General features: G+C 61.9%; 17 protein-coding genes. 16 read left to right on the forward strand and 1 reads right to left on the reverse strand.

Annotated elements, in window-relative coordinates:
• Positions 1 to 35: 35 nt before the first annotated feature.
• The 4 genes from J1D76_RS03130 to J1D76_RS03145 all read left to right on the forward strand — a co-directional run bounded on the left by J1D76_RS03130 (position 36) and on the right by J1D76_RS03145 (position 3203).
• Positions 36 to 695, forward strand: a complete 660-nt coding sequence (locus J1D76_RS03130) for a transglutaminase-like domain-containing protein (RefSeq protein ID WP_421136977.1) — start codon at positions 36 to 38, stop codon at positions 693 to 695.
• Positions 696 to 738: 43 nt separating this feature from the next.
• Positions 739 to 1362 (forward strand): glutathione S-transferase family protein, encoded by a 624-nt coding sequence (locus J1D76_RS03135; RefSeq protein WP_421136978.1) that lies wholly within the window; start codon positions 739 to 741, stop codon positions 1360 to 1362.
• 132 nt (positions 1363 to 1494) lie between these two features.
• A complete protein-coding gene (locus tag J1D76_RS03140; protein ID WP_421136979.1) occupies positions 1495 to 2427 on the forward strand; it encodes an ABC transporter ATP-binding protein in 933 nt (310 codons plus the stop codon).
• Positions 2424 to 3203, forward strand: a complete 780-nt coding sequence (locus tag J1D76_RS03145; protein WP_421136980.1) for an ABC transporter permease — start codon at positions 2424 to 2426, stop codon at positions 3201 to 3203. The genes J1D76_RS03140 and J1D76_RS03145 overlap by 4 nt, the downstream gene beginning before the upstream one ends.
• 168 nt (positions 3204 to 3371) lie before the next feature.
• On the opposite strand, the gene J1D76_RS03150 is transcribed toward J1D76_RS03145, so the two are convergent.
• Entirely contained in the window at positions 3372 to 3887 is a 516-nt protein-coding gene (locus tag J1D76_RS03150; protein ID WP_421136981.1) for a DUF2062 domain-containing protein, read from the reverse strand.
• A gap of 135 nt (positions 3888 to 4022) precedes the next feature.
• Here J1D76_RS03150 and J1D76_RS03155 point away from each other — a divergent pair, with 135 nt between their 5' ends.
• The 12 genes from J1D76_RS03155 (at position 4023) to J1D76_RS03210 (ending at position 15486) form a co-directional block, all read left to right on the forward strand.
• A complete protein-coding gene (locus J1D76_RS03155) occupies positions 4023 to 6257 on the forward strand; it encodes a DNA internalization-related competence protein ComEC/Rec2 (protein WP_421136982.1) in 2235 nt (744 codons plus the stop codon).
• Positions 6258 to 6355: 98 nt separating this feature from the next.
• On the forward strand, positions 6356 to 6991 hold the full coding sequence (locus J1D76_RS03160) for a MotA/TolQ/ExbB proton channel family protein (protein WP_421136983.1): 636 nt from the start codon (positions 6356 to 6358) through the stop codon (positions 6989 to 6991).
• Positions 6988 to 7416, forward strand: coding sequence for an ExbD/TolR family protein (locus J1D76_RS03165; protein ID WP_421136984.1), 429 nt, complete (start codon positions 6988 to 6990; stop codon positions 7414 to 7416). The genes J1D76_RS03160 and J1D76_RS03165 overlap by 4 nt, the downstream gene beginning before the upstream one ends.
• A complete protein-coding gene (gene lpxK / locus J1D76_RS03170; RefSeq protein WP_421136985.1) occupies positions 7416 to 8426 on the forward strand; it encodes a tetraacyldisaccharide 4'-kinase in 1011 nt (336 codons plus the stop codon). The genes J1D76_RS03165 and lpxK overlap by 1 nt, the downstream gene beginning before the upstream one ends.
• 24 nt (positions 8427 to 8450) lie before the next feature.
• Positions 8451 to 8636 (forward strand): Trm112 family protein, encoded by a 186-nt coding sequence (locus tag J1D76_RS03175; RefSeq protein ID WP_003179363.1) that lies wholly within the window; start codon positions 8451 to 8453, stop codon positions 8634 to 8636.
• On the forward strand, positions 8633 to 9397 hold the full coding sequence (gene kdsB / locus J1D76_RS03180; RefSeq protein WP_421136986.1) for a 3-deoxy-manno-octulosonate cytidylyltransferase: 765 nt from the start codon (positions 8633 to 8635) through the stop codon (positions 9395 to 9397). The genes J1D76_RS03175 and kdsB overlap by 4 nt, the downstream gene beginning before the upstream one ends.
• Positions 9397 to 9861, forward strand: coding sequence for a low molecular weight protein-tyrosine-phosphatase (locus J1D76_RS03185; protein ID WP_421136987.1), 465 nt, complete (start codon positions 9397 to 9399; stop codon positions 9859 to 9861). The genes kdsB and J1D76_RS03185 overlap by 1 nt, the downstream gene beginning before the upstream one ends.
• Positions 9858 to 10877, forward strand: coding sequence for a UDP-N-acetylmuramate dehydrogenase (gene murB, locus J1D76_RS03190; RefSeq protein WP_421136988.1), 1020 nt, complete (start codon positions 9858 to 9860; stop codon positions 10875 to 10877). The genes J1D76_RS03185 and murB overlap by 4 nt, the downstream gene beginning before the upstream one ends.
• Positions 10878 to 11118: 241 nt before the next feature.
• Positions 11119 to 11589 (forward strand): (2Fe-2S)-binding protein, encoded by a 471-nt coding sequence (locus J1D76_RS03195; RefSeq protein ID WP_421136989.1) that lies wholly within the window; start codon positions 11119 to 11121, stop codon positions 11587 to 11589.
• The gene (locus tag J1D76_RS03200) at positions 11586 to 13910 is read left to right on the forward strand and encodes a molybdopterin cofactor-binding domain-containing protein (RefSeq protein ID WP_421136990.1); all 2325 of its coding nucleotides are present in this window, start codon (positions 11586 to 11588) and stop codon (positions 13908 to 13910) included. The genes J1D76_RS03195 and J1D76_RS03200 overlap by 4 nt, the downstream gene beginning before the upstream one ends.
• Positions 13910 to 14893, forward strand: coding sequence for an XdhC family protein (locus J1D76_RS03205; RefSeq protein WP_421136991.1), 984 nt, complete (start codon positions 13910 to 13912; stop codon positions 14891 to 14893). The genes J1D76_RS03200 and J1D76_RS03205 overlap by 1 nt, the downstream gene beginning before the upstream one ends.
• Positions 14890 to 15486: a nucleotidyltransferase family protein gene (locus tag J1D76_RS03210; RefSeq protein ID WP_421136992.1), complete on the forward strand. Its 597-nt coding sequence runs from the start codon at positions 14890 to 14892 to the stop codon at positions 15484 to 15486. The genes J1D76_RS03205 and J1D76_RS03210 overlap by 4 nt, the downstream gene beginning before the upstream one ends.
• Positions 15487 to 15665: the final 179 nt, after the last annotated feature.

The following is a 15665-nucleotide window of genomic DNA, read 5'->3' on the forward strand; positions in this document are numbered from 1 at the left end:
CGCTAGACTCGGGGCTTCCCCAGGAGATTGTTCTCATGCACGAGTATCTGAGTCCCGGCCGCTTCATCGATAGTGACCATCCGTCCGTGGTGGAGTTCGCCGAAAAACACCGTGGCTCACGTCGTGATCCACAAGATCAGGCGATCAGTCTCTATTACGCCGTGCGTGAGGCCGTGCGCTACAACCCGTACACCTTCAGTCGCGACCCGCAGACCCTGCGCGGCAGTTACGCGCTGGCGGCGGGGGAGAGTTATTGCGTGCCGAAGGCCACGCTACTGGCAGGCGCGGCGCGGCATTGCGGGATCCCGGCGCGGATCGGCCTGGCGGATGTGCGCAATCATCTGTCCACGCCACGGCTGCTTGAGTTGCTCAAGAGCGACATGTTTGCCATGCATGGCTACACCGAGTTTTATTTGCAGGATCGCTGGGTCAAGGCGACACCGGCGTTCAATCAGAAATTGTGTGAACTGTTCAACGTCGCGCCGCTGGAATTCGACGGGATCAACGACAGCGTTTTTCATCCTTTCAACCGCGATGGCGCGAAGTTGATGGAGTACCTTGTCGATCACGGCCAGTTTGCCGACGTGCCGGAAGCGTTTTTTTTCGAACACCTGGAAAAATGCTACCCGCACCTGTTCGGCGAGCAACTGCAACCTCTATTGGGCGATATGCAGAGCGATTTGAGTCGCGCCTGATCCGGCGTATGCTGCCTGCCCACTTATCGAAAAAGAGGCGGTCATGCTGAAGATCTGGGGTCGGAAAAACTCATCGAATGTCAGAAAACCGTTGTGGGCCGCCGAAGAACTGGGGCTGGCCTACGAGGCGATCGACGCCGGTGGTGCCTTTGGTGTCGTCGATACGCCCGAATACCGTGCGATGAACCCCAACGGCCGAGTGCCGGTGATCGAAGACGATGGCTTCGTGCTGTGGGAATCCAATGCCATCGTGCGGTACCTGATGGCCCTGCATGCCGAAGGCACGCCCTGGTACCCGAAAAACCCACAGGTCCGCGCCACGGCCGACAAGTGGATGGACTGGACCACCTCAAGCTTTGCCGGCCCGTTCCGCACCGTGTTCTGGGGCGTCTTGCGCACCCCGGCCGACCAACAGGACTGGCCCGCCATCAAGGCGGCGATCAAGGAATGCGACACGCTGCTGGCGATGGTCGATCAAGCCTTGGCACACACGCCTTACCTGTCCGGCGCCGAGATCGGCATGGGCGATATTCCCCTGGGCAGTTTCATTTATGCCTGGTTCGAGATGCCGATCGAGCGTGCGCCCCACCCTCATCTGCAGGCTTGGTACGCACGGCTGAAACAGCGTCCGGCGTATCAGAAGGCGGTCATGACCGCGTTGACTTAATACTCACTATCGACACGCTTGACTGTACTTGTGTGGCGGCGACAAGCACCATTGTGCCAATTCGCTGCGGTTGTATTGTTCGCCGCCGCCCATATTGATCCCTTTCCTCCCTTCTTGGTGCGTAAATCCGATATGAGTTCCGCTCTGTCCATCCGGCAGCTAACCAAAACCTACGGCAACGGTTTCCAGGCCCTGAGTGGTATCGATCTGGATGTCGCCGAAGGTGATTTTTTCGCCTTGCTCGGCCCTAACGGCGCCGGCAAATCCACGACCATCGGCATTCTCTCGACCCTGGTGAACAAGACCAGCGGCACGGTGAATATCTTCGGTCACGACTTGGACAAGAATCCTGCACAGCTCAAGCGCTCCATCGGCGTCGTGCCTCAGGAATTCAACTTCAACCAGTTCGAAAAGACGTTCGACATTGTCGTGACCCAGGCCGGTTACTACGGCATCCCGCCGAAAATCGCCAAGGAGCGCGCCGAACAGTACCTGACCCAGCTCGGCCTGTGGGACAAGAAGGACGTGCCATCGCGTTCGCTGTCCGGCGGCATGAAGCGTCGCCTGATGATTGCCCGCGCACTGGTGCATGAACCGCGCCTGCTGATCCTCGACGAACCGACGGCGGGGGTGGACATCGAGCTGCGTCGCTCGATGTGGAGCTTCCTCACCGAGCTCAACCAGAAAGGCATCACGATCATCCTCACCACCCATTATCTGGAAGAGGCCGAGCAGTTGTGCCGCAACATCGGCATCATCGACCACGGCACCATCGTCGAGAACACCAGCATGCGCCAGTTACTCAGCCAACTGCATGTCGAGACGTTCCTGCTTGACCTCAAGGGCGATTTGCCAGCCGCGCCACAACTGCTCGGCTACCCGTCCCGGTTGATCGACGGTCACACCCTGGAAGTCCAGGTCGACAAGTCCATGGGCATCACCGCGCTGTTCACCCAATTGGCGCAGCAGAACATCGAAGTGCTGAGCCTGCGTAACAAAACCAATCGCCTCGAGGAGTTGTTCGTGTCTCTGGTGGAGAAAAATCTGTCGAAGGTGGCGGTATGAGTTCCGAGCTGCGCCCCAACCTCGTTGCCCTCAACACCATCGTTTACCGTGAAGTCCGGCGTTTCACCCGGATCTGGCCGCAGACCCTGCTGCCGCCAGCGATCACCATGGTCCTCTACTTCGTGATCTTCGGTAACCTGATCGGCCGGCAAATCGGCGACATGGGTGGCTTCACCTACATGGAGTACATCGTACCGGGGCTGATCATGATGTCGGTGATCACTAACTCCTACGGCAACGTGGTGTCGAGCTTCTTCGGCAGCAAGTTCCAGCGCTCCATCGAAGAATTGATGGTCTCGCCGTTGTCACCGCACACCATCCTGATCGGCTACACACTGGGCGGCGTACTGCGCGGCTTGATGGTGGGGATCATCGTCACGTTGCTGTCGTTGTTCTTCACTCACTTGCAGGTGCATCACCTGGGCGTGACCATCCTGGTGGTGGTACTGACCGCGACGATCTTCTCGCTGCTGGGCTTCATCAACGCCGTGTTTGCACGCAACTTCGATGACATCTCGATCATCCCGACCTTCGTGCTGACGCCGCTGACGTACCTGGGCGGGGTGTTCTACTCGATCACCTTGCTGCCACCGTTCTGGCAAACCGTGTCTTTGGCCAACCCGGTGCTGCACATGGTCAACGCGTTCCGCTACGGTATTCTCGGCGTGTCGGACATCCGCATCAGCATTGCGATTACCTTCATGCTGGTGGCCACCCTGGTGCTGTATTTCGGTTGCGCACGATTGCTGGTCAGCGGCCGCGGGATGCGTACCTGACACGCCACAAACCCATGTAGGCGCTGGCTTGCCAGCGAAAGCGACCGATCAGCCGATAAAGATGTTGGCAGAACATATGCCTTCGCTGGCAAGCCAGTTCCTACAGTACGTAGGCGTTAGTCCAGGCACCCAAAAAACGGCCTCCCAAGCGGAGGCCGTTTTGCATGCTCACATCCGGTTCTTCTTGCGCCGCTTCCATTGCCGCGCCACCCACCAGCGCCAATATCCCATCACCATGAAGTAGGCCAGCGCCCCGAGCGCCAGCCCCGTCACCACCGAGCCCAGCAAAAACGGTTGCCACAAGGTCGAGATTTCGCCCTTGACCCATTCCCAGGACAGCGAGTCCGGCAATTGCCGGGCTGGGACGTCCATCAGCCACGCCCCGGTCTGGTAAGTGCAGAAGAACACAGCGGGCATGGTGATCGGGTTGGTCAGCCAGACCAGGCTCACGGCAATCGGCATGTTGCCGCGCACAATGATCGAGAGGATGGCCGCCAACAGCATTTGCAGTGGAATCGGCAGGAACGCCGCGAACAATCCCACCGCCATGGCACGGGCAACGGAGTGGCGGTTGAGGTGCCACAGGTTCGGGTCATGCAGCAGCGTGCCGAGAAAGCGTAAGGATTTGTGTTCCCTGATGCTCAACGGGTCTGGCATGTAACGTTTGAATAAGCGCCGGGGCATAAGGCTTCTCGCTCGGTCAGGGCGGCAAGTATGTCTGGATTCCATGAACTGCCCATTCAGACTTTGTGACAATTATTAACGACGCCAGTGCGACGAGCGGGCTAAGCCTTGAAGGGAACTCTCAAGGACGGGCGTATGCGCACAGGGATGATCGCGCTGGCGTTGGGTCTGCTGACCCTGCGTTTTTTACCGGCATTACCGCCGGTCTGGTGGTGGTTGGCGCTGCCGGTGGCGGGTTTGATGATTTTGCCGTTCCGGGCCTATCCCGTGGCGTTTTACCTGTTTGGCTTGAGTTGGGCGGGTGCGAATGCGCAGTGGGCGCTGGATGAGCGCCTGGCACCGAGGCTGGACGGTGAAACCCGCTGGGTCGAGGGGCGTGTGACCGGCTTGCCGCAGCAGGGTGAAGGTGTGGTGCGTTTCGAGCTGAGCGAACCCCAATCCCGACGCGCCCGGTTGCCCCGTCAACTGCGTCTTGCATGGTTCGACGGGCCGCCGGTGAGCAGCGGCGAACGCTGGCGACTGGCGGTCAAATTCAAGCGCCCGGTCGGCCTGCTCAACCCGCATGCCTTCGACTACGAGGCGTGGTTGCTGGCACAACGCATTGGCGCCACTGGGACGGTGAAGGCTGGCGAACGGCTGTCCGAAGCCAGTTGGGCCTGGCGCGACAGCATCCGTCGCCGATTGCAGGCTGCGGATGCCGAAGGCAGGACCGGCGCCTTGACTGCGCTGGTGCTGGGCGACGGAGCGGGGCTCAGCCGTGAAGAATGGCAGGTATTGCAAGACACCGGCACCGTCCATCTGATGGTGATATCCGGGCAGCACATCGGATTGTTGGCCGGTGTTGTGTACCTGCTGATCGCAGGCTTGGCGCGCTATGGGCTGTGGCCCGGCCGTCTGCCGTGGCTGCCGTGGGCCTGTGGCCTGGCATTCGCGGCGGCCCTCGGATATGGAATGCTCGCCGGTTTTGACGTGCCGGTGCGCCGGGCCTGCCTGATGATCGGCCTGGTGCTGTTGTGGCGTCTGCGCTTTCGCCATCTCGGCGCGTGGTGGCCGCTGTTGCTGGCGCTCAATGGCGTGTTATTGCTCGACCCGTTGGCGAGCCTGCAACCGGGATTCTGGCTGTCTTTTGCGGCAGTCGCGGTGTTGATTTTCACCTTGGGCGGCCGTTTGGGACCCTGGCGTTGGTGGCAGGCCTGGACCCGTTCGCAATGGATGATTGCCGTCGGTTTGTGTCCGTTGTTGCTGGTGCTGGGGCTGCCGATCAGTCTCAGCGGTCCCGTGGCTAATCTGCTGGCGGTGCCATGGATCAGCCTGTTGGTCTTGCCGCCGGCATTGCTGGGCACTGTGTTGTTGCCGGTGCCGTTGGTCGGTGACGGCCTGCTGTGGCTGGCCGGTGGCTTGATCGACTGGCTGTTCCGCGGGCTGGCATGGGTGGCGGGCCTGATGCCAGCTTGGCTACCCATGGCACTCCCGTTATGGGTAACGGGGCTGGCCGCGCTGGGTGCGGTGCTGGTGATGTTGCCGCGCGGCGTGCCGTTGCGTCCGTTGGGTTGGCCATTGCTGTTGCTGCTGGCCTTTGCTCCGCGCCCGACGTTGCCCGCAGGCATCGCCGACATCTGGCAACTCGATGTCGGCCAGGGCCTGGCGGTGTTGGTGCGCACCCGCCATCACACGCTGTTGTACGACACCGGCCCGCGCTTTGGCGACTTCGACCTGGGCGAACGCGTGGTGCTGCCGACCTTGCGCAAACTCGGGGTCGACCACCTCGACCTGCTGCTGATCAGCCACGCCGACGCCGATCATGCCGGTGGTGCGCGCGCCGTGGTCAAGGGGCTGCCCGTAACAGACGTGCTGAGTGGCGATCCCCTGGGGCTGCCGGCCGAATTGCAGGCGCAAGCGTGCGAAAGCGGCCGTCAATGGAGCTGGGATGGCGTGCAGTTCCGATTGTGGCAATGGTCGTCGGCCAGCGACCGCAACCAGACCTCCTGCGTGTTGCAGATCGAGGCCGGCGGCGAGCGTCTGCTGTTGACCGGCGACATCGATACCGCCGCCGAACGGGCGCTGCTCGACAGTCCGTTGGCGGTGCCCACCGACTGGCTGGCGGCGCCGCATCATGGCAGCCGCAGTTCGTCGTCGATGGCCTTGCTCAATGGCCTGCAACCCAAGGCGGTGCTGATCTCCCGGGGCCAGGGCAATGCGTTTGGGCACCCGCATCCGACGGTGATCGCGCGTTATCAAAAACGCGGCACGGTGATCTACGACAGCGCCGAACAGGGTGCCATTCGTCTGCAATTGGGGCGCTTTGAAGCGCCGTGGACGATGCGTCAGGAACGGCGTTTCTGGCGCGATCCGCCGCGCTTTGACCCATAATCGAGGGTTATCAATCGCCGACCGGATGCGCCAACCCGGTCTTCGGTGTGCGCAACCCCTATGTTAGAGTGGCGCACTTTTTCGAGGGGACTGTCACTGTGTGGGAATTGGTCAAATCCGGCGGCTGGATGATGCTGCCGATCATTCTGAGTTCCATCGTGGCCATGGCGATCGTCGCCGAGCGACTGTGGACGCTGCGCGCCAGTCGCGTGACCCCGGAACACTTGCTTGGGCAGGTCTGGGTCTGGATCAAGGACAAGCAACTCAATAAAGACAAACTCAAGGAACTGCGCGCCAATTCGCCGTTGGGCGAGATCCTGGCCGCGGGCCTGGCCAACTCCAAACATGGTCGCGAGATCATGAAAGAGTGTATCGAAGAGGCTGCGCAACGGGTTATTCATGAGCTCGAACGCTACGTCAATGCCCTCGGCACCATCGCCGCCATGGCGCCTTTGCTGGGCTTGCTGGGTACGGTTCTGGGCATGATTGATATTTTCAGCGCGTTCACCGGCAGTGGCATGACCACCAACGCCTCGGTACTGGCCGGTGGTATTTCCAAGGCCCTGATCACCACGGCTGCGGGCCTGATGGTGGGTATCCCGTCGGTGTTCTTCCACCGATTCCTGCAACGCCGCATCGATGAACTGGTGGTGGGCATGGAGCAGGAGGCGATCAAGCTGGTTGAGGTGGTGCAGGGTGACCGTGATGTGGACCTGTCCGGGAGCAAAGCGTGAAATTCCGCCGCAAGCCACGGGAAACGGTGGACATCAACCTCGCGTCACTGATCGACGTGGTGTTCATCCTGCTGCTGTTTTTTGTCGTGACCACCACCTTCACCCGTGAAACCCAGCTACGCGTCGATCTGCCGGAAGCGGTCAGCGGCACGCCCGCTGACGATCAGGCCAAGTCTCTGGACATCGCCATCAGTGCCGATGGCGTGTATTCGGTGAATAACAAGATCCTGCCGAAAAGCGACCTCGCCTCGCTGATGGATGCCCTGCAAAAAGAATCCAACGGCGACACCAACCGGCCGCTATCCATCAGTGCTGATGGCAAGACCCAGCATCAGTCTGTGGTGACAGCCATGGATGCAGCGGGCAAGCTCGGTTTCAGCCACCTGCGCATGACCACCATCGAGGCGGCGCCTTCCGCGCCCTGATGGCCATGTCCGATCGATTGCTCGCCGCGTGGTATGACGGTCATCCGGCCCTGAAGTTGTTGCAGCCGCTGGAGTGGTTGTACCGGCGCGTGGTCATGAACAAGCGCAAGCGCTTCCTGGCGGGTGAGGGCGAGATCTATCAGCCGCCGGTGCCGCTGATCGTGGTCGGCAACATTACCGTCGGTGGCACCGGCAAGACGCCGCTGATCCTGTGGATGATCGAACATTGCCAGCGCAGCGGCCTGCGGGTCGGCGTGGTCAGCCGCGGTTATGGCGCCAAGCCGCCGCAATTGCCGTGGCGGGTCGAGGCCGAGCAGAGCGCCGAGATTGCCGGTGACGAGCCATTGCTGATCGTCCAGCGCACGGACGTGCCGCTGATGATCGACCCCAACCGTAGCAGCGCCGTCAAGGCTCTGCTCGCCAGTGAACCGCTGGACCTGATCCTCTCTGACGATGGCATGCAGCATTACCGCCTGGCCCGCGACCTGGAACTGGTGCTGATCGACGCCGCCCGCGGCCTGGGCAATCGCCGATGCCTGCCCGCCGGGCCATTGCGCGAACCGGTCGAGCGTCTGCAAAGCGTCGACGCCGTGCTCTACAACGGCGCGACGGTTGACCGCGAAGACGGTTTCGCCTTTCAATTGCAGCCCACCGCGCTGGTCAACCTGCGCAGCGGCGAACGACGTCCCCTCGATCACTTCAGTTCAGGCCAGTCCGTGCATGCGGTGGCCGGTATCGGCAATCCCCGGCGTTTCTTCAACACCCTCGAAACGCTACACTGGCAGCCTGTCCCGCATGCGTTTGCCGACCACGCCGAATACAGCGTGGAGGCCTTGAATTTCACGCCGTCTTTGCCACTGGTAATGACGGAAAAGGACGCGGTGAAGTGCCGCGCCTTTGCTGCCGCCGATTGGTGGTACCTGGCAGTTGATGCGGTGCCGTCACCGGCCTTCGTGGCCTGGTTCGACACCCAGTTGATGCGCCTGCTGCCCGCTCGTTTGTTGCCTTAAATCCGTTTTTTCCAGGGAATGTTCATGGACACCAAATTGCTCGACATCCTCGCTTGCCCGGTCTGCAAAGGCCCGCTCAAGCTCAGCGCCGACAAGACCGAACTGATCAGCAAGGGTGCAGGCCTGGCCTACCCGATTCGCGATGGCATCCCGGTGATGCTCGAATCCGAAGCGCGTACCCTGACCACCGATGAGCGCCTGGACAAATGACCACCGCCTTCACCGTTGTCATTCCGTCGCGTTTCGCCTCCACCCGCTTGCCGGGCAAGCCGCTGCTGCTGATCGCCGGCAAGCCAATGATCCAGCACGTCTGGGAACAGGCGAGCAAAAGCAGTGCCGAGCGTGTGGTCGTCGCCACCGACGATGCGCGCATCATCGAGGCCTGCAAGGGCTTCGGCGCTGAAGTGGTGCTGACCCGCGAAGACCACAACTCCGGTACTGATCGCCTGGCCGAAGTCGCGATGAAGCTGGGCCTGGCCCCCGACGCCATCGTGGTCAACGTGCAGGGCGACGAGCCCCTGATCCCGCCGAGCGTGATCGACCAGGTGGCTGCCAACCTGGCTGCCCATACCGAAGCGCGCATGGCCACCCTGGCCGAGCCGATCGAAGACGTGGAAAGCCTGTTCAACACTAATGTGGTCAAGGTTGTCAGCGACCTCAATGGCCTCGCGCTGACGTTCAGCCGCTCCACCTTGCCGTGGGCGCGGGATGCGTTCGCCGTGAACCGTGAGCAGTTGCCCGAAGGCGTGCCGTACCGTCGCCACATCGGCATCTATGCCTACCGCGCCGGGTTCCTCCAGGACTTCGTCAGCTGGGGCCCCTGCTGGCTGGAAAACACCGAGTGCCTGGAACAGTTGCGTGCCCTGTGGCACGGCGTGCGGATTCACGTCGCCGATGCGCTGATCGCACCGCCAGCCGGTGTCGACACCGCTGAAGACCTTGAGCGCGTTCGTCGCCTGCTGGAGGCGTGATGCGGGTCCTGTTTGTCTGCCTGGGCAATATCTGCCGTTCACCCACGGCCGAAGGCGTACTGCGCCATAAACTGCGCGAGGCCGGCCTGGCCGACCAGGTTGAAGTGGCCTCCGCCGGCACCGGCGACTGGCACGTCGGCAAGGCGCCGGACAAGCGCAGCCAGGCGGCGGCCAAGCGGCGTGGTTATGACTTGTCGGCCCAGCGCGCCCAGCAAGTCAGCCGCGCCGATTTCGCCACCTACGATCTGATCCTGGCGATGGACAACAACAACCTGCGCAACCTCAGGGCCTTGCAACCGGCCAAGGGCAAGGCCGAGCTGGACTTGTTCCTGCGTCGCTACGAGGCGCAGGTCGATGAAGTGCCCGATCCGTACTACGACGGTGAGCAAGGCTTCGAGCAGGTGCTGGACCTGATCGAGCGCGCCAGTGATTTGCTGGTGATCGAATTGAAGGGACGGTTATGAGTTTGCAGGTTCAATCGCAGGTGTCGCTCAAGCCGTTCAACAGCTTTGGCGTCGACGTCCGGGCCCGGCTGTTTGCCGAGGCCCACAGCGACGCTGATGTGCGCGATGCCCTGGCTTATGGTCTTGAACACAAGGTCCCGGTGCTGGTGATCGGTGGCGGCAGCAACCTGTTGCTGACGGCGGATATCGATTCACTGGTGCTGCGCATGGCCACCCGCGGCATTCGCGTGTTGAGCGATGACGGCAGCAAGGTGGTGATCGAGGCCGAAGCGGGTGAGCCCTGGCATCCGTTCGTGCAACACACACTGGCCCTGGGGCTGTCCGGCCTGGAAAACCTCAGCCTGATTCCCGGCACTGTCGGCGCCGCACCGATGCAGAACATCGGCGCCTATGGGGTCGAGATCAAGGATGTGTTCGCCGGGCTCACCGCCCTCGACCGCCAGACTGGTGAATTGCGCGACTTCACGTTGCAAGCGTGCAACTTCGCTTACCGCGACAGCCTGTTCAAGCAGGCGCCGGGGCGTTGGTTGATCCTGCGCGTGCGATTCACCCTCGACCGCGTCGCGCATTTGCACCTGGAATACGGCCCGGTGCGTCAGCGCCTGACCGAGCAAGGCATCGAGCATCCGACCGCCAGCGATGTCAGCCAGGCCATTTGCAGCATCCGCAATGAAAAGTTGCCGGACCCGGCCGTGCTTGGCAATGCCGGCAGTTTCTTCAAGAACCCCTTGGTGTCGGCGGCGCTGGCTGCACGGCTCAAGGGCGAATACCCGGACCTGGTGGCTTACGCGCAACCCGACGGGCAGATGAAGCTGGCGGCGGGTTGGTTGATCGAGCGGGCAGGGTGGAAGGGGTTTCGCGAAGCGGACGCTGGCGTGCATACGTTGCAGGCGCTGGTACTGGTCAATTACGGGAGCGCGAGCGGCCTGCAATTGCTTGACCTTGCGCAACGTATCCAGAAAGACATCGCCGAGCGTTTCCAGGTCGAGCTGGAAATGGAGCCCAACCGGTATTGAGCTAAGCTTTCAAGACACATCGAAAAGCCCTGCACGATGTTTGTCGTGCAGGGCTTTTTTGTTAATGCCTGGTTAACTTAGCCAACTAACGATGCACTCACTTGCTTCACCAAAGGCCCGGTGCAGACGCTTTGCGTCCGTACAAGAGAGCCCATTAGCCTGAGCCGATCTGCGTGTGGCCCACCGAGATCCAGCGGCAGATTGCTCGACCCCATCACTGAAGATCCATGCGGGCGTGCCCATGATTAACCTGAAACTCAATGGCCAAGACCACTCACTCGACGTCACCGAGGACATGCCGCTGCTCTGGGCAATCCGCGATGTGGCCGGTTACAACGGCACCAAATTTGGCTGCGGCATGGGCCTGTGCGGGGCCTGCACCATTCATATAGAAGGGGCGCCGGCCCGTAGTTGCATCACGCCTATCGGCTCGGTCGTGGGGCAGAATGTCAGCACCATCGACAACCTGCACGCCGACCCGATCGGTCAGATCGTCCAGCAAGCCTGGCTCGACACGGCGGTCGCCCAATGCGGCTTCTGCCAGGGCGGGCAGATCATGTCGGCGACGGCACTGCTCAAGACCAATCCAAATCCCAGCGACGAGCAGATCGAAGAAGCGATGGTCGGCAACATTTGCCGTTGCGGCACCTACAACCGCATCAAGACCGCAATCCGCCAGGCCTCCACGCACCTGAAGGAGGCCAAGGCATGAGCCGCTTACCGAATGATTTCGCCCTGACTAACCTGAGCCAGCTCAGCCGTCGCGGCTTCCTCAAAGGGGTTGGCGCGACCAGTGCACTGGTCGTGGCGGCGAGCTGGGGTTGGCAAGACGCCTTTGCCGAAGAGAAGAAGTTCGGCGCCGACGGCATGCCTCACGGCTGGGTCGATGATCCGAAAGTCTATGTGAGCATCGCCACCGATGGCACCGTGACTGTGATCTGCAATCGCTCGGAGATGGGCCAGGGCGTGCGCACCAGCCTGACCATGGTGGTGGCCGATGAGCTGGAAGCCGACTGGGCGATGGTCAAGGTGCAGCAGGCGCCGGGCGATGAAGTACGCTTCGGCAACCAGGACACCGACGGCTCGCGCAGCATGCGTCATTGGTACGAGCCGATGCGCCGTTGCGGGGCCGCTGCGCGTGCGATGCTCGAACAAGCCGCTGCTGACCAGTGGAAAGTGTCGGTCGGCGAGTGCCATGCGCAACGGCATAAAGTCATTCATAAACCGTCGGGCCGAGAACTGGGCTATGGCGCGCTGGCCGCCGCTGCCGGTGCTTTGGCCGTGCCGGCGCGTGACAGCCTGAGGCTCAAGCAGCCTTCCGAGTTCCGCTACATCGGCAAGGAAGGCACCAAGGCCATTGACGGTGACGACATCGTCAACGGTCGCGCAGTGTACGGCGCCGACGTGCATTTCGACGGCATGCTCTACGCCACCATCGCCCGGCCGGCGGTGTATGGCGGCAAGGTCAAGAGTTTCGATGGCAGCGCGGCGATGAAAGTCCCCGGCGTGGTCAAGGTGCTACAGATCGAGAGCCGTCCGTTGCCCTCGGAATTCCAGCCCTTGGGCGGCATCGCCGTGGTGGCGAGCAACACCTGGGCGGCGATCAAGGGCCGTGAGGCGCTGAACATCGAGTGGGACGACGGCCCCAATGCCAGCTACGACTCGATTGCCTATCGCAAAGAACTCGAAGCCGCCTCGCTCAAGCCCGGCAAAGTGGTGCGCAACACCGGCAACATCGACGAGGCCCTGACCAGCGCCGACAGTACGCTGGAGGCCTCTTACTACTTGCCACATTTGTCGCAGTCGCCGATGGAACCGATGGTCGCGATCGCCAGGTTCAAGAATGGTACGTGCGAGGCCTGGGGGCCAAGCCAGGCGCCGCAGGTCACCCGCGAACGGATCGCTGAACGACTGGGCCTGCCGTTCGACAACGTCACCTTCAATGTGACGCTGCTCGGTGGTGGGTTCGGGCGCAAGTCTAAACCTGACTTCATCATCGAAGCGGCCATTCTCGCCAAGGAATTCCCCGGCAAAGCGCTGCGCGTGCAATGGACCCGCGAAGACGACATCCATTGTTCCTACTTCCACACCGTGTCGGCCGAATACCTCAAGGCCGGCCTGAACAAGGATGGCCTGCCGTCCGCCTGGCTGCACCGCACGGTGGCGCCGAGCATTACCGCGTTGTTTGCGCCGGGCATGAACCATGAGGCTGCGTTCGAACTGGGCATGGGCTTCACCAACATGGCCTATGCCATCCCCAACATTCGCCTGGAAAACCCCGAGGCCACGGTGCACACCCGGGTCGGCTGGTATCGCTCGGTGTCGAACATTCCCCATGGCTTCGCGATCCAGAGTTTTATTGATGAATTGGCGCACAAGGCCGGGGAAGATCCGCTGAAGTATCAGATCAAATTGCTCGGCCCGGACCGTCAGATCGATCCCCGCACCTTGAGTGAAGAGTGGAATTACGGCGAATCTCCCGAGCGTTATCCCATCGACACCGGGCGACTGCGCACGGTGCTGGAAACTGCGGCCAAGGCCGCCGGGTGGGGCCGTGAGCTGCCCAAGGGGCGCGGGCTGGGCCTGGCGGTGCATTACAGCTTCGTGACGTATGTGGCGGCGGTGATCGAGGTCGAAGTGAAAGACGACGGTACGCTGCTGGTGCACAAGGCTGACATCGCTGTCGATTGCGGGCCGCAGATCAACCCCGAGCGGATTCGCGCGCAGTTCGAAGGCGCCTGCGTCATGGGCCTGGGCAACGCGGTGTTGGGGGAAATCAGCTTTAAGGACGGCAAGGTGCAGCAGGATAACTTCCACATGTACGAAGTGGCGCGCATGTCCCTGGCGCCGAAAGAAGTTGCCGTGCACCTGGTGACCCCGCCTGGCAACGTTCCGTTGGGCGGTGTTGGTGAACCGGGCGTGCCACCGATCGCGCCGGCGTTGTGCAACGCGATCTTCGCCGCCACCGGCAAGCGCATCCGCAGCCTGCCGGTGCGTTATCAGCTGTCGGATTGGCAGAAGGCCGGGGCCTGATGGACAGCGCCGATCTGAATGTCCTGCGCAGCGTGTTGCAATGGCAGCGCGCCGGGCAGCGGGTCGTGCTGTACAGCGTGGTCGAAACCTGGGGCACCGCGCCCAGGGCGCCCGGCGCCATGCTGGCGTTGCGCGAAGACGGCATGGTGATTGGCTCGGTCTCCGGCGGGTGTGTCGAAGATGACCTGATTGCCCGTTTGCACGACGGCCGACTGGCGCTGGATGGGCCGCCGGTGCAGTTGATCACTTATGGGGTGACCCGCGAGGAAGCCGCACGTTTCGGCTTGCCCTGCGGCGGGACCTTGCGCTTGACCGAGGAGCGTATCGACGACGGGGACTGGGTCGAGCAATTGCTCGCTCGCTGCGAGGCCCATAAAATTGTGGCGCGTGAACTGAACCTGGCCACCGGCGTAGTGCTGTTGCAGGCGGCCGGCAAGGCGGATGTGCTGACGTTCGACGGCCAGGTGCTGCGTGCAATCTACGGCCCGCGCTGGCGTTTGCTGCTGATTGGCGCCGGGCAGTTGTCTCGCTATGTCGCGGAAATGGCTCGCCTGCTGGATTTCGAGGTGCTGATTTGCGATCCGCGCAGCGAGTTCGTCTACGGCTGGGAAGAGCAACATGGCCGATTCGTCTCGGGCATGCCGGATGAAGCGGTACTCAACATCCAGACCGATGAGCGCACGGCCATCGTGGCCCTGACCCATGATCCGCGCCTGGACGACATGGCGCTGCTCACGGCCCTGGACTCCAAGGCGTTTTACGTCGGCGCGCTGGGCTCGCGGGTCAACAGCCTCAAACGCCGGGAAAACCTGGCGCAACTGGGACTGTCGCCCACGGCGATTGACCGTTTGCATGGGCCGATCGGTTTGCACATCGGCAGCCATAATCCCGCGGAAATTGCCTTGTCGTTGATGGCGGAGATCGTGGCGATCAAGAATGGGGTCGAACTGAAACAGAAGAAAACCCTGCAGGAGCCTGTATGAGCGAATCCATCGGCGTCATTGTGTTGGCGGCGGGACTGGGCAGCCGGTTTCGTCAGGTGGCGGGTGCCGACAAAGACAAGTTGCTGGCCGATTGCACGGGGCGCGATGGCGCGGTCCGGTCTGTCATCGAGCAAACCTTGGTCAACTTGCCGGCTGCATTGGATAAACGGGTACTGGTGACCACGGCTGACCGCCCGCAAGTGATCCGCATGGCCCAGGCCTATGGTTGCGAAATCGTGATGATCGAGTCGACGGGCATGGGCGACAGCATTGCCGCGGGCGTGACTGCCTGCCAGCAACTCGATGGCTGGTTGATGGTGCTGGGGGACATGCCGTTCATCCTGCCATCCAGTATCGAGCAAGTGGTGGCGGGTATTGGCGATGACCGTATCAGCGTGCCTGTGCAGAGCGGTGAGTACGGGCACCCGGTCGGGTTCGGACGGAACTTCGCAGCGGGGTTGATGGAGTTATCGGGGGATCGGGGCGCCAAATCGTTGTTCGCCCAAGGGCGGGTGGTTGAAGTGATCGTGGATGATCCCGGTGTGGTGTGGGATGTGGATGTGCCTCAGTCATTGATTTTCAACCCTGCATAGATCTTCAGATCAACTTGGATCCCCTGTAGGAGCGAGCCTGCTCGCGATAGCGATCTGGCATCCAGCAGAGATGCACCGCCATCGCGAGCAGGCTCGCTCCTACAATGGATTGTTGTGAAGTCCGGATATAAAAAAGCCCCGCCTGGGATCACCAGGCGGGGCTTTTTAGTGGCCGATGG

Source organism: Pseudomonas sp. NFX15, assembly GCF_049132105.1.
GTDB lineage: Bacteria > Pseudomonadota > Gammaproteobacteria > Pseudomonadales > Pseudomonadaceae > Aquipseudomonas.